The organism is Shewanella sp. SNU WT4 (assembly GCF_006494715.1).
In the GTDB taxonomy this organism is placed as follows: domain Bacteria; phylum Pseudomonadota; class Gammaproteobacteria; order Enterobacterales; family Shewanellaceae; genus Shewanella.
In genome coordinates, this window is the sequence record NZ_CP041151.1 from 1,821,708 (window position 1) to 1,836,159 (window position 14,452).

General features: G+C 43.0%; 7 protein-coding genes. 4 read left to right on the plus strand and 3 right to left on the minus strand.

Features of this window, described 5'->3' with window-relative positions:
* Positions 1–256 precede the first annotated feature (256 nt).
* From FJQ87_RS08165 to dinG, 3 genes are read right to left on the minus strand one after another with little or no spacing between them, the layout of a single operon-like run.
* On the minus strand, positions 257–985 hold the full coding sequence (locus FJQ87_RS08165) for a DUF2057 domain-containing protein (RefSeq protein ID WP_140932207.1): 729 nt from the start codon (positions 983–985) through the stop codon (positions 257–259).
* A 9-nt stretch (positions 986–994) separates the two neighbouring features.
* Positions 995–1,651, minus strand: coding sequence for a primosomal replication protein (locus tag FJQ87_RS08170; protein WP_140932208.1), 657 nt, complete (start codon positions 1,649–1,651; stop codon positions 995–997).
* 10 nt (positions 1,652–1,661) lie between these two features.
* Entirely contained in the window at positions 1,662–3,734 is a 2,073-nt protein-coding gene (gene dinG / locus FJQ87_RS08175; protein ID WP_140932209.1) for an ATP-dependent DNA helicase DinG, read from the minus strand.
* Positions 3,735–3,906: 172 nt separating this feature from the next.
* On the opposite strand from dinG, the gene FJQ87_RS08180 reads away from it, so the two are divergent.
* The 4 genes from FJQ87_RS08180 to FJQ87_RS08195 all read left to right on the plus strand — a co-directional run bounded on the left by FJQ87_RS08180 (position 3,907) and on the right by FJQ87_RS08195 (position 14,227).
* On the plus strand, positions 3,907–6,435 hold the full coding sequence (locus FJQ87_RS08180) for a DNA polymerase II (protein ID WP_240778872.1): 2,529 nt from the start codon (positions 3,907–3,909) through the stop codon (positions 6,433–6,435).
* 223 nt (positions 6,436–6,658) lie between these two features.
* Positions 6,659–7,855 (plus strand): porin, encoded by a 1,197-nt coding sequence (locus FJQ87_RS08185; protein ID WP_140932210.1) that lies wholly within the window; start codon positions 6,659–6,661, stop codon positions 7,853–7,855.
* 411 nt (positions 7,856–8,266) lie between these two features.
* On the plus strand, positions 8,267–11,017 hold the full coding sequence (locus FJQ87_RS08190; RefSeq protein ID WP_140932211.1) for a TonB-dependent receptor: 2,751 nt from the start codon (positions 8,267–8,269) through the stop codon (positions 11,015–11,017).
* Between the two features lie 444 nt (positions 11,018–11,461).
* The gene (locus tag FJQ87_RS08195) at positions 11,462–14,227 is read left to right on the plus strand and encodes a TonB-dependent receptor (RefSeq protein ID WP_140932212.1); all 2,766 of its coding nucleotides are present in this window, start codon (positions 11,462–11,464) and stop codon (positions 14,225–14,227) included.
* The last annotated feature ends 225 nt before the right edge of the window (positions 14,228–14,452 follow it).

The window sequence follows — 14,452 nt, forward strand, 5'->3', positions numbered from 1 at the left end:
GCGCTTGGCATTTGTGCTTAAACGTCATTACTAACGTTATGAACTAGTCTGCGAATGCATACACTAAATTCAGGCAGCATGACTGAGACTAAGATTAACTGCGATTAAGGCTATCTATAATTAAAGCTAACTGTGCTTAAGATTATCTGTGGATAGATGATGGTAAAACCGGATGCTAACCAGAGGGTTAGCATCCATAGTGCGGGTCAACACTGTACGCCAAAACTATAAGTAAGCAGATTGGTTAGGCTTAGTATTACAGCTGCTTAATGGCCCAGCCCATAAATTCTTTACGAGTATTATCATCTGCTTGTAACCACCAGTATTGCAGCATTTGCTCTGGGTTAGCACCATCGTTAACGGCGGTGGCTGGCGCAGTGACTACACCAGATGCCGTTTGCGCTGCGCCAGTGGCTATCACAATCGCATCCGCACTATTTGCTTGATTGGTTGTTGTCTGAGTATTGGCTTGAACCATAGCGCTAGTGCCAACAGCAGTGGCAGCAGCTGTGCTGGCATCAATTTTGGCAGTTTGACTACCAGTAAATAACCGATTAAAGAAGCTTGGCTCTTCATATTGGGTTAATACATATTGGAAACTTACCGGCGAATTATTGTTGCTGTTGATATTGACCTTAGGTGTTTCTGCGTATTTCTTTGGGTCTTTCAGCGCTAAGTCAGAGGCGGGAGCTAACTGATATTCAGTGTTATCCTGCACATCTAAGGTGATGATAAAGGGGGATGATTTAACGAAAGTTTGGCTGTCGCTGTACTGATCTTGCACCATATCATGAAAACGAATCGCGATTTTATGTGTGCCAGGGGTTAAATCTAACTCAGCTTGATGCTTAAACGAAGTGGTTGAAATTTCTTGGCCATCAAGGGCCAAATATTCAAAATTAAGCGGGATCTCTAAGCTTGACGCCAATATAGATGCACTGAAAAATAAACTCGCAAAAGCAGTCGTTGGCACTAAATATTTCATTGAAACTCCTTATCTATTTCTAAAGTTAGGTCGCTCGAGCGCTTGGATCCTATCTTCAATGTAGGTAATTGCCTGCCGACATTTACCTAAACGTTTATGCATTGATAGGATTTCATTTTGAAACTTGATTTTGTCATTACTATGACAGTTTGCAAGATGCATATCGAGTTCGGCGATTTTTTGTGTAAATTTATCAGCCCACTTCAAATGCTTATTCAATTCTTGATATAAATCATGGCTATTTTGCATCACCGCCGATGCAATCCACTCAAAGCCGGTTTGTTCATGCTGAGTTTGTTGGCGCTTAGCCCATAGGGTTTTACGGGTTCTTTGGGTTTGCTGCGCGGCCTTAACATTGATTTGGGTCGAGGTCAGGGCTTTTTTAACGGCAATAAATTTATCTTGAATGCGCTGACAACTTAACGCAATCAATTGTGGGCTTAATTTCATCCGCAATTGTTTTTCAAGCTGTTCAATGGCCGTTCTAATTTGCTTAATGCATGGCGTAAGGGCGGCGCCATGCTGCACAAATAACTCATTATTAAAACGTTCAGTATCTTGAATTAGCCGACAAGCGGTCGCCGTTAACAACCTGTCATGCTGTAGCACTTCTTGTTCCAGTTGTTGCAGCTGTTGGCGTAATTGTAGTAGCGGGTCTAAAGCCATAATAATAAGCCTATTCAATGACCTGACGATAAGGTGGCAAGGAGTCTAGCAATGATTGACCGTAACGCTTAGTCACTAATCGTCTATCTAATATGGTAATACGACCATAGTCTTGCTCTTTACGCAATAAACGTCCGCAACTTTGAATTAATTTACGTGAAGCATCAGGAATTGTTAACTGCATGAAAGGGTTACCGCCGCGTAACTTAATATATTCAGCATGCGCCTGCTCAACCGGTGAGGTAGGTACTGAAAACGGTAACTTAGTAATAATCAGGTTAGTTAGATAATCCCCTGGTAAATCCAAACCTTCTGAAAAACTGCCGGTACCAAACAAAATAGATACTTGGCCGTCATCACAACGTTTTTTATGTTGCTCCAGCAGCATTTGGCGTGAATCCGTGCCTTGGATTAACAAGTGCTTACCTAACTTAGGCTTAACTAAGTCGGCCACTTTTTCCATTTGCCAATAAGAGGCAAATAGCACTAAAGTGGCGGTTTCATCTTCAACCAGTTGAATTATTTGCTGGGCTAATTCTTCGGTATAACTGTCTTCAGTCGGCTCAGTTTTCATCTTAGGTAAAAACAAGGTGGCATTGTTTTTATAATCAAAGGGCGATTCTAATGCCAAATAGCGACTGCCATCATTGAGCCCAAGACCCACTTGATGGGCAAAGTGGTCAAATTTATTTAAGGCGCGCAGTGTGGCTGAACATAACACCACGCCGGCAGCTTTTTCCCACAACATACTATCAAGCATATAGCCAACTTCGATAGGGGAAGCGCACACTAAAAAATCACTTTGGCGGTTGTTGATGACTTCAATCCAGCGCGCCATAGGTGCGCCTTTAGGACTGTCTTCTTTGGCCATCATCTTCCATAACTTACTGATGTTTTCTAGGCGCTGAATAGTAAAACCAACATCGGTTTGCAAACTATCGGCCTGGGCTTTGGCAACGTCGCCATCTTTAATGGCTTCATTTAATAGGCTTTGCAGACGAGTAAAGTTCTTTAAGGTCGTGGCGCTGGCCTTGGCTAAATCATTGGCATGGCTGGTTAATTGCTGCGGTAATTTACCATGCTCAAAGCGCCAGCGATTATCAAGATTGGCAAACATCTTAGGGTTCGCATCTAAGCTGGTGGCCAGTAAATTAAGCAGGCGAGCTAATTCACCCGCATCATCTTGTAATTGCTGCACTGGGCCATTGACTTGCGATGATTTAATCAAGTCTTGCAGTTTCTTACTGGTTTTTAAGGCTTTATCTAACCAGTCTATACTGCCTCGGACTGTGGCTTGGGCACTTGAAAAGTCACGAGCAACCGATGGTAAATGATGGGCTTCATCAATCACATAATAAAGCTCGGCAGGATCTGGCAATATGATACCGCCCCCGAGTTCAAGATCAGCAAACAGCAAGCTGTGGTTAACGATTAATACATCCCATTGGTCCATATCTTCACGGGCCAGATGAAAAGGGCATTGCCTATGACTTGGGTGGCCACGTTGGCAAGAATGCTTATCACAAGATATCTGCTGCCATAAATAGTCAGGGATAGCTTGCGGCAAGGTATCTAGCTCACCATTCCAGCGTTTGGCGTGATAATCTTTAAGTAGAGATTGCAGCAATTCAACCTGACTATTGTCAGGTTTAGTTTGCCACAGGGGCATTTGATCGATATTGCTATCACCGCAAAGCAGTTCCAATTTCGCAAGGCACACATAACGCTGGCGGCCTTTGACTAGGCCATAACGAAAATCTAGCTGGGACACTTCTTTAAAAAATGGCAAGTCTTTATGCAGCAGCTGCTCTTGCAAAGCAACCGTTGCGGTGGCAATGCACACTTTCTTCTTGGTATTTAGGGCTAACGGTATGGTCCCCAAAATATAGGATAATGACTTACCAATCCCGGTACCGGCCTCAACCACAATAATAGGGCGTTTTTGATCGTATTCGCCCACTAAAGTCTTGGCAATTTCTGCCACCATATAGTTCTGTTCCCGGCGCGGGCAAAAGTGAGGCATAGCCGAAGCAACAGCTTTGTAAATGGTGCGGATTTGGGTTTTAACGAGATCAGGAAGCATGGCCGCAATCGTTAGCAAAATGGCTGTACATAATATCAGTATTTGGCGGTCGGTGAAACTAGCGCAAGCAATGTGAAGCGAATGCCTGAACTAATGCTCAAGCAATGCCAGAGTGCAGCCCAGCCTAATTCGGTGTAGCCTATTCATCCTTAAACCTTTATTGGATATTTGCGTGTCATTGTCAGTACTCACGACTATTTCAGGTCGGATTTTAAGCCGTCACTGGCAAGTTTCCTCAGGCCAAGCGTGGGCTGAATATTTTATCGCCACCCCAAATGGCACTGTGCTGGCCAAAATGGCAGAACAATGGCCTACCTGTTTTTGCCTGCAGCAAGATGAAGCGCGAATTCGCCAATTGCGAACCGATATTCGTGTGAGTCGCCCCGTCACTCAGACTAACTTTGCGAGGCAGGCATTAACTTTGCTGCAGCTGCCCTCGATGGCGGCTATGGGGCAATTGTATAAGCAAGGCTTAGATCTCGGTTTACCTATTTACGAGAGTCAATTTAGGCCGGAGCAACGCTTTTTAATGGAGCGCCATATTCATCTTGATATTGAATGCCGTGGTCAGTGGCGTGGCGATGATAATGGCGTGCCTATATTTGAGATAACTCAGGCAAGACCCGCCTTAGCCCTAGCTGCGCGCAAGTTAAAGTTAGTGTCATTAGATATTGAATGCGCCCCTTCTGGAGTGCTTTACTCCATAGGGCTTTACAGCGGCAGTGATAAACGGGTGCTAATGGTTAACAGTCACGGCGCTAATAATAACGCCAATTCTGGTAATGACACTCAATCCACTCGGCAGAGACTTGAAGGCGATTGCGAGTTTGAACTTGAGTATGTTAATGATGAGCGTCAGTTACTGCTTAAGTTAATGGATTGGTTTATCGAGCAAGATCCTGATGTCTTAATCGGCTGGTCTGTGGTCAATTTTGACTTGGCGTTATTGCATCAACGCGCGCAGGGCTATCAGTTACCTTTATTGCTGGGGCGGGCAGGGCGGGCGTTAAGCTGGAAAGTTAAAGATGTGCATCGCAGTGACACCCTTATCATTCCAGGGCGAGTGGTGCTTGATGGTATTGAATGGTTAAAGGCAGCCTTTTATCAGTTTGAACGCTATTCCCTCGAGTTTGTCGCACAACAACTATTTTCAAGCGGTAAGCTGATTGATACTACTAAAAATAAAGTCGAACAAATCACTCATTTATTTAATCTTGATAAACCGGCACTGGCGCAATATAACCTGCAAGATTGCAGCTTAGTGTGGCGAATTTTTGAAAGTAAGGAGTTGCTGGCTTTTGCCCTTGAGCGCGCAGGTATGACAGGGCTGGAACTCGGCCGCGTTGGTGCATCTGTCGCGGCCTTTATGCACTTATATTTACCGCATTTGCATAGGCATGGTTATGTGGCGCCCATAGGTAATGAAGTGTTACAAGCCGATAGCCCAGGTGGCTATGTAATGCAATCGCTGCCGGGGTTATATCAAGACATAGTCGTGCTGGATTTTAAGAGCCTCTACCCTTCAATTATTCGCACATTTGTTATTGACCCCAAAGGATTAGTGGAAGGCTTGCACCAAAAAAGTGAGCATGAGCGGCGCACTAGCACTGAAGATAGCACAGACTTTAGCACGCAAATTAGTACTGAAATTAGTACTAGCCAAGGTTATCGCACAAAGACTCACGAGAATGACCATTGCCATGATAATCAACTCGTACCAGGTTTTTTAGGGGCATGGTTTAGTCGGGAGCAACCGATATTACCTAGCATAGTGGCGCGTTTAAGTGAGGCGCGGGAGCAAGCAAAACTCGAAGGTAATCAGGCATTATCGCAAGCGATTAAGATTATTATGAATTCACTTTATGGCGTTCTAGGTAGCCAATCTTGCGTGTTTCACGATCCCAAACTTGCTAGCTCAATCACCTTGCGTGGCCATGAAATCATGCAGTTAACTCGAGATTGGATTGAAGCGCGCGGTTTCAAGGTAATTTATGGCGATACCGATTCTACATTTGTGCATTTAGCAGGGGTGGATGATGTCAACGCGACTGCGCAGCAATTAGTGACTGAGATTAATCAAGCGTGGCAACAAAAGCTTGCCAGTGAACTTGGTATTAACAGTTATCTGGAGCTGGAGTTTGATGCTCATTATCACGCGTTTGTGATGCCAACCCTGCGTGATTCTGAGGTGGGTAGTAAAAAGCGCTATGTCGGCGCGAGCTTACATGATGGCCACTGGCAATTGACTTTTAAAGGCATGGAGCAAGTGCGCAGTGACTGGACCGTATTTGCCAAAGAAGTACAGTATCAATTGTATTTACTGTTATTTCAGGGCCTTGATGTTAAATCCTACCTAAAGCAAGTCATTCAAGATGTTAATGCCGGCCGTTATGATGACAAGTTAGTCTTCACTAAACGGCTGCGGCGCGATCTCAATCATTATCGCGCTACCGCCAGTCCTCATGTAAAAGCTGCACGTTTAGCGTGGGAGCGCAGTGGCGATAGTCGTTTTAGTCATCTAGGCACCAGCATTACTTATGTCATGACGCAAGCGGGCGCAGAGCCTGTCGATTATCAATACAGCGCTCTGGATTATGGCTATTACATCGATAAACAATTAAAAGCGATTGCTGATCCGGTACTTTCGATAATGAAATTAGATTTCGAAAGTATCACCAGCCAACAACTTAAGTTAATTTAGCTGGCGTTAATGTTTGGTTGTTTGGCTTTGGTGGTTAATTGCGGGTATTATCTTTGTTAAGTCAAAGTGTTTTTGGCATAAAAGTGATAACTTGCGCATATTTCTGGATAGTTCATCTTTGAGTGACTACTAATGTTTTGTTAATCTCGCTGCAACAAGGAAAGTTATAAAGCAACGGAATGGGGATGACAAATTGAAAACAACAAAGGTTAGGTTTACTCAAATGAAAAAGACACTCGTAGCAAGTGCATTGGCCGCCATTATCGCCGCGCCAGCAGTATATGCAGTAGAAGTTTATCACGACGACACCAATTCTTTAACCGTTGGCGGCATCGCTGACGTTCGTGTCGTAAGCAGCCATGGCGAAACTGACATGGTTCCTGGCTGGTCACGTATATTTTTCACCTCTAAGCATCAGTTGAATGATGGTTGGAGCGCATTCAGTAATTTCGAGTGGTCTGTTAACCCATTTGGGAACACTAAAGTTAATGTTAATACTAACGGTCAGTTTTCAGATTCTAAGGCCAACTTCCTTGGTAACCGTTTAGGTTATGTTGGCCTAGGCCATGACCAATATGGTCAATTAAGCTTTGGTAAGCAGTGGAGCGTATGGTACGACCTTTCAGGCGGCACCAACAATGCTATCGGTTTCGATGGTAACGCATCAGGCACTTATACCTATAACAAATCAGACGGTTCTTTCAACGGTACTGGTCGTCCTGACAAAGCCATTCAATACCGCAATGCCTTTGGCGACTTTAGCTTTGGCCTGCAGTTCCAGCTGCAGCAAAATGAAGTTAAAGTTGAAGATATCTTAGATGGTAATGCGGGTCCTAAGGCTGCTTTTGCCCGAGCTACTCCAAATATTACTGTTGAATACCAGAATACCTATGGTTTCTCTGCCACTTATGCTGTTACCGATAAGCTGAACTTAATCGCTGCCGCTAACACCGGTGAGCTGACCATTACCGAAGATGGTATTCAGCGTGATGAAACTGATTACATTTATGGCGTAGGTATGACTTACGGTAGCATGAATGACGGTCTGTATTTAGCGGCTAACGTTAACAAAAACCAAAACCACGACACAGATAACGCCGGCCGTTTACTGCCAGAATCTGTAGGTGTTGAAACGTTTGCTAGCTACACCTTTGCAAATAAGGTACGCCCAATCATCTCTTACAACATCTTAGATGCTGGCGATGAATATGCTGAGACTTATGATAAATACGGTACTAATGATGAGTTCAAGCGTGAAACTCTGATTGTTGGTGTGCATTACTTATGGACTCCGCAGTTGACTGTATACACTGAAGGTCGTTTTGATTTCAGTGACTTCAACATCAATGGTCCTTTAGCTGGTAAAGCTGCTGATGGCGAAGGTGATGCTTTCGTTGTTGGTATGGCATATAAGTTTTAATTAACAATATATCAAAGTAACAGCTTGTTACTTGTGTAAATATATTGTGATATTGAGAATAGAAATGGATTGATTAATTTCAATCCATTTTTTTGTTTAAATTTAAATAGCGTATTACCACTCCTCATTTCTTAGTATTTGAAGTTTTCATCTGCGATATGATCAATTATCAAATTTATACCCTCTCATCGCCATTGTTGCGCCATTGTTAAGCAAAGTGTTGATTTAGCGCTAAAAACGATATGTTAATGTTGTGATAAATTAGTGCTAAATATTCTCGCAAGGATGTTGTTATTTGTTATTGGTTGTGTTTTTATTGCGCCAAATAGGTGGCTTACTGAAGTTACCTGTTTATCGCAGTGAACTTTATTAATACGAAAACATAATTAAAAATCCAGGGAGTAATGAGTAATGGATAACAACACACTGACAACGGCTATTCGCGTTGCCTTAATTAGCGGCGCCGCCACCGCAGCATTTAGTACCCCAACATTTGCGGCTGAAGCTAAACAAGATAAAGTTGAACGAATTGAAGTGACAGGCTCGCGTATTCAACGCACCGATATGGAAACTGCGACCCCAGTAACCATTTTTAGCGCTGCAGATATCGATAAAACGGGTTTTGCAACTGTGGCTGAATTCTTACGTACTACAGCATCATCCGGTGGTTTTAACGAATCATCAACATTAAGCCAAGCCGCTGGTGCCTCGTCTGTTGGCCTGCGTGGTTTTTCCCCTGACTACACCTTGATATTATTGAATGGTCGCCGTCTGCCGAAAAACTCTGCCGGCGGAATATTTACCGACGTTAACCAATTACCTATTGCTGCGGTAGCGCGTATTGAAGTGTTACCTGATGGTGCCTCTGCCATTTACGGTTCTGATGCGGTAGCTGGCGTTATTAACATTATTACTAAAACTGATTTTGACGGTTTAGATGTCTCAGCTCGCTATGGCGCAGCGCTTGAACATATGGACGCCGATGAATCTAATTTCTCGCTGGTGACTGGCGCGTCTAACGATAAGACTAACGTGTTATTTGCCGCTGAATATTTTGAGCGTAAACCAATAGAAGCCACAGATCGCGAGTTTGGTAGTACGGCTAATATCGAAGGTCATGAAGGCGGTGATGGTCAATCAACTTGGGGCATTCCTGGTTTTACTCAGATTGGTGGTAAAAAAGGTACTGTTTCAGCAACACAAGGCACTAAGCCTTGGTCTGATTGTCCTCCTGAGAATATTTTAAGTAGTGGTCGCTGCGCTTATGACTTCGCCCCTTTATATCAAATTCAACCAGCATCAGACAGACAGTCCATATTTACCGCGATTAATCATGAGTTTAATGCTGACTTAAAACTTGATGGTCAATTCCGTTATTCTCGTGCATATACGCTCACTTCAAATGCGCCATCACCAGGTGCCGTTGATGTCACTAGCAGCCCGTACTTATATGATTTCTTGTTGAACGATCGCTATAAAGATGATCAAGTGACAGGTCAAAAAGTTATCGAAGAACTGAAGGCGGGTAATGCTTTTGTTAGGGTCGGTCGCCGTTATGTCGATTTCCCTAATCGTGAGAAGGATAATACTAACGAAACGTTTGAATCTGTGGTGGGTTTAAATTACAACCTAGACGATAACTGGAACTTAGATTACGACTTAGGTTTTTCTCGTTTGACTAACCGTCAAATTGGCTCAGCGGGTCAACTCTTAATTGAAGGTGTGGAAGAGGCATTTGCTTCTGGCGCGCTAAATCCTTTCATTATCAACGACTGTTCATCAGCGCAGTTATCTGAAACTTGTAAAGATTTGCAAGCATCGATTCACCGCACCGGTGAGTTTAAGATGGCTTTCTCCTCATTAGTGCTTGCAGGTACTACGCCTATCACTTTGTGGGGCGGTGATGTTGGCTTGGCGACAGGTCTTGATTATCGCAAAGAAGAATACTCAGATCGCTCAGATCCCGCATCAGTTGCCGGTCAAGTGATTGGTGGCGCTGGATCAAACGGTGGCGGTAGCGCGACTAACAATGCTGGCTTCATTGAAGTTTCATTGCCTGTGATTGAAAATGTTGAAGTCAACTTAGCCGCTCGTTACGACATGGCTGATTGGGAAGTGAATGATGACAGTAAGGCGACTTACTCAGCCAAAATTGCTTATACCCCGATTGAAGACTTATTGCTGCGTGCCAGTTATGGCACAGGCTTTAAAGCACCAAGTTTAGATAGCTTATATTTGAACGAATCATCAGGTGTGACTTTCGCGATTGATACCAAGCTGTGTAAAGCTGCTGGTAATAATCCTGCGAGTGCTGATTGTAAGCGATTAGAGCTTAATTCTAAATCTGGCGGAAACGTCAATTTAGAATCTGAAACTTCAACTTCTTATAACGTTGGCAGCGTTTATCAGTTCACTGATGATTTATCATTCTCAGTCGATTACTGGTCATTATCGGTGGATAACATAGTCGGCAGTTTAAGCATGCAGGAAATTCTGGATGCCGAAGCTGTGGGTGAATTAACGGATTTAGTGATTCGTAACGCGCAGGGTCGTTTAGATGACACGGCTCGTACTGGTTATGTACGTACTAACTTACAAAACCTTACCGAGAAGAGTGCAACTGGTTTAACTTACGACCTGCAATACGCTGGTGATTTCTCATTTGGTGGCTTGAGTGCGGTATTACGCGCTGAGCAGTACTTATCGTATGAGACTCAGTCTTCAGCAGTTCAGCCTCTGTGTGATTGGGCCGAAGATGATGCCATGGAAAAATGGCGTTTAAATGGTAATGTCACTTATACCGCTGGTGATATGGCGACCACGTTAAATGCGCGTTGGTTACAAGGATACGATCAATATCAAAAACGCAATACTGGTAATAAATCGTGCCAGTTAGTGGGTTGGTATGATGTCGGTACTGAAGTCGATGCCAACGGTGATTTGACCGATATTGGCAGAGCTCAGCACGTAGCTAGTTACGTTCAATTTGACTTAACCAGTGTTTACAATATTGATAACCACAATAAAGTCACCATGGGTATTCGTAACTTACTCGACCGTCAACCATCATTCAGTGACCCATACAGCTGGCCATTCTATGAGCAAGGTTCATACGACAACATAGGTCGTTTTGCTTACCTGCAGTATGACGTTAGCTTCTAATTGAAATAATCATTTAGTGCAGTAGGCCTCTTCGGAGGCCTTTTTTGATCAAGTCATATCAAACCAATCCAACCCCCGGCCTTTGTTACATGTATAGAGAATCATTGTATATTTATGAATATATTTCGTTGTTATTTGCTGAAATCATTCAATACACTCATTACTCACTGTTTCTAGTTAAATTGCATTAAATCAATTGCTTATGCATTTGTGCTGGTCATTGTTAGATTGAGAATTAGATGTAACCCCTAAGAATTCGACTTTGAATGCAAAAAAAGTGAATTAAAAATCGCCACATCACTTGGTGACATTTGTTATGTCGTTGTTGCGAGTTGGTTTATTTTGTGTTTCTATGAGTGTGGGTAGTACACATTTGATGGTGTAAATGTGTCACCAACTCAAACAGGGTTGGCAAATAACAAGAGATGACTGGGAGAAAGACTAATGTTAATTAATAAATTCTTAGCTCGTTCCATCAAGGTTGCATTACTGAGTAGCGCTGGCGTCGCAGCCTTTGGTGTTGGTTCGGCGATTGCCGCAGAAGAAAAAATAGAACGAATTGAAGTGACTGGCTCAAGTATTAAACGTATCGATATGGAAGGTGCGTTGCCTGTTACTGTGATTACCAATGAAGATATAGCCCGTTCAGGCGCTGTGGATACCGCGGATTTAATTCAGCAATTACCATCAATGCAAGGTTTTACTGTTTCTGCTGACTCTGTGGGTGGTGGCGGTGGGGGTTTGCAAACCGCATCTATTCATGACTTAGGTGCATCCTATACCTTAGTGTTGATTAATGGTCGCCGCTTAGCACCATCGACCTCTGGTTCAACCATTGACTTGCAAAGTATTCCTTTAGCCGCTATTGAGCGCGTTGAAGTACTAACCGACGGTGCATCAGCATTATATGGTTCAGATGCGATTGCGGGTGTAGTGAACTTCATCCTAAAAGACAATGTTCAAGGTGTTCAACTTCAAGGGCGTTACGATAAACCACAAGAGTCGGGCGGAACTAGCTGGAATGGTAGCATTACCGGTGGTTTTGGTGACTTTGATGCCGATGGTTACAACGTTATGCTGTCATATACCCATGATGACCAAAGCCAGTTATCATCAAAAGATCGTGACTTTGCCAGCTCCGGTATTATTAACTTCAAAAATGCGGGTAAGGATTATACCTTCTTCAACGGTTCCGGTAATGCGATACCAGGTAATGCTCGGGTTCGTGAAAAAGGCACTAATAACTGGCGGGTTTTTAACCCTTATGAACAAGCAAATGGAAAATGTGCCGAAGACAACGCTTTGGTAGGAACTCAGTGTTTCTTTGACTTCACTTCTACCATTGAAATTGTTCCAGAAAGCACCAGAGATAGCTTATTCGTTAATGCAAACGTTGCAATATCGGAAGATATTAAGTTATTTGCTGAAGGTATTTTTGCAAATCATACAACCACAGCTCGTATTGCTCCTTACCCAACTGGTTATTTCCCAATTCCGGCAAACTCTGCGCTTGTTAGTCAATATGTTGTTCCGTATTTAACCGCCGCTGAAAAAGCACTTTATGATGCGGGTAACCTGGATTTTCAATCTAGATGGCGCGCATTACCAGCGGGCAATCGCACCACTGAATACGACACAACCGCTGTGCATTTAGTTACAGGTATCGATGGCGTTATTAATGATTTTGATTTTGAAGCAGCACTGACTTACTCAACGAACGATCAAGAACAAAATTATCCTACCGGCTGGTTACTTGCCGACCCGTTCCTTAAAGCTGTTAGTAGCGGTAGTATTAACGTATTTATACCACCATCTGAACTTGATCAAGCCAGTAAAGATGCGTTAGCGCAAACCATTTATTCTGGCCCATGGAGTGGTAACAAAATTGAAACTTTAGGCGGAGACTTTAAAGGTTCATTACCAGTGTTTGAAATGGATGCTGGTCAAGCGTATTTGGGATTCGGCGCCGATTACCGCATGACATCCTTTAAGCAAAATATCGCTGAAGTTAACAAAAACGAAGAGATTTTATTCTTAAGTACTGATGACACTTATGATTTAGAGCGTAACACCTATGGCTTATTTGGTGAGTTAGTAGTTCCTGTGTTTGAAGATCTTGAATTAACAGGTGCCCTGCGTTATGACTCAATTGGTGGTGTTGATGACAACCAAACAGGCACGAAGGTCAATGATTCGGTTAGCGATGTAACTTATAAGTTTAGCGGTCGTTACCAAGCGACGGAAGACTTGTTGTTACGTGCTTCTTACGGTACTGGTTTTAAGGCTCCATCTATGCTGGAAATTGCGCGTCCACGTGCAGAGTTTGGTGTGACTGGTGATTCTTACTCTTGCCCATTCCCAGCAGGTGACCCATTAGCAGCTTTCTGTTTACCAGGATTGTCACAATACTCAGTGTTTACTCAAGGCTTCCCTGAGCTAAAACCTGAGAAATCAACACAGTATTCATTTGGTGCTGTATTTGCACCAAGCCAAGAGTTCAGCATTGGTGTTGATTACTGGAATGTTGAAATGGAAGATCAGGTCACTTCACTAACGGAAGACCAGATTTTCTCTGAAGCAGAAAGATATCGCGATTTATTCACCACCAAACGTAACTTAGCCACCGGTGAAGATGAACTGGCGATTTTACAAACAGCGGTGAATGTTGGTAAGGCTAAATACAGCGGTGTTGATTGGAATGTAACCCTTAATAATGATTTAGGCTGGGGCGAGTTATCTTCCTACTTTGTTGGAACTTACATGATAGATAGTGAGTACACTAAGCCTGGCACCGATGAATACATTAGTAGTCTTGGCGCGTTTGGTGATAACAACTCTGTGACCTTTAGAGTGGTATCCCACATAGGGACTACCTTAACGGTCGGAGATTCTCAAAACAGTTTAATAGCTAAGTACAAGTCAGGTTATCAAGATCAATTTAAGTCAAAAGAAGATTGTGGAGTTACTGATGCTGATGGTGAGTGCGTTGATATTCAATTGCACGTGCCTTCATACACTACCGTTGACTTCCAATCACGTTACTTCTTTACTGAAAACTTTAATGCTACCTTCGGTATAGCTAACTTGTTTGATAACGCACCTTCGTTATCATTACGCGGCGGTGGTTCAGGCCATCAGGTGGGTTATGACCCACGTTATACAGACTCCTTTGGTAGAACATTCTATCTACAAGCTGACGTAAAGTTCTAAGTTTGATTTAAATAATACTTAATTAGCGTATTAACTTTAAAAATCCGAGCGTGTAAAACGTTCGGATTTTTTTATTGGATTAATTTTGTTGAAAAATAGTACTGATTGAGCTGAGTTTTTGATTTTTGATGATGACTTTTTCATTAACAATACCAATCCAATGCATAAGCCTTATTTTTTATTCATGCTAACGCCAAAAAACGACTGAGTTTACCCTTGCTAAAA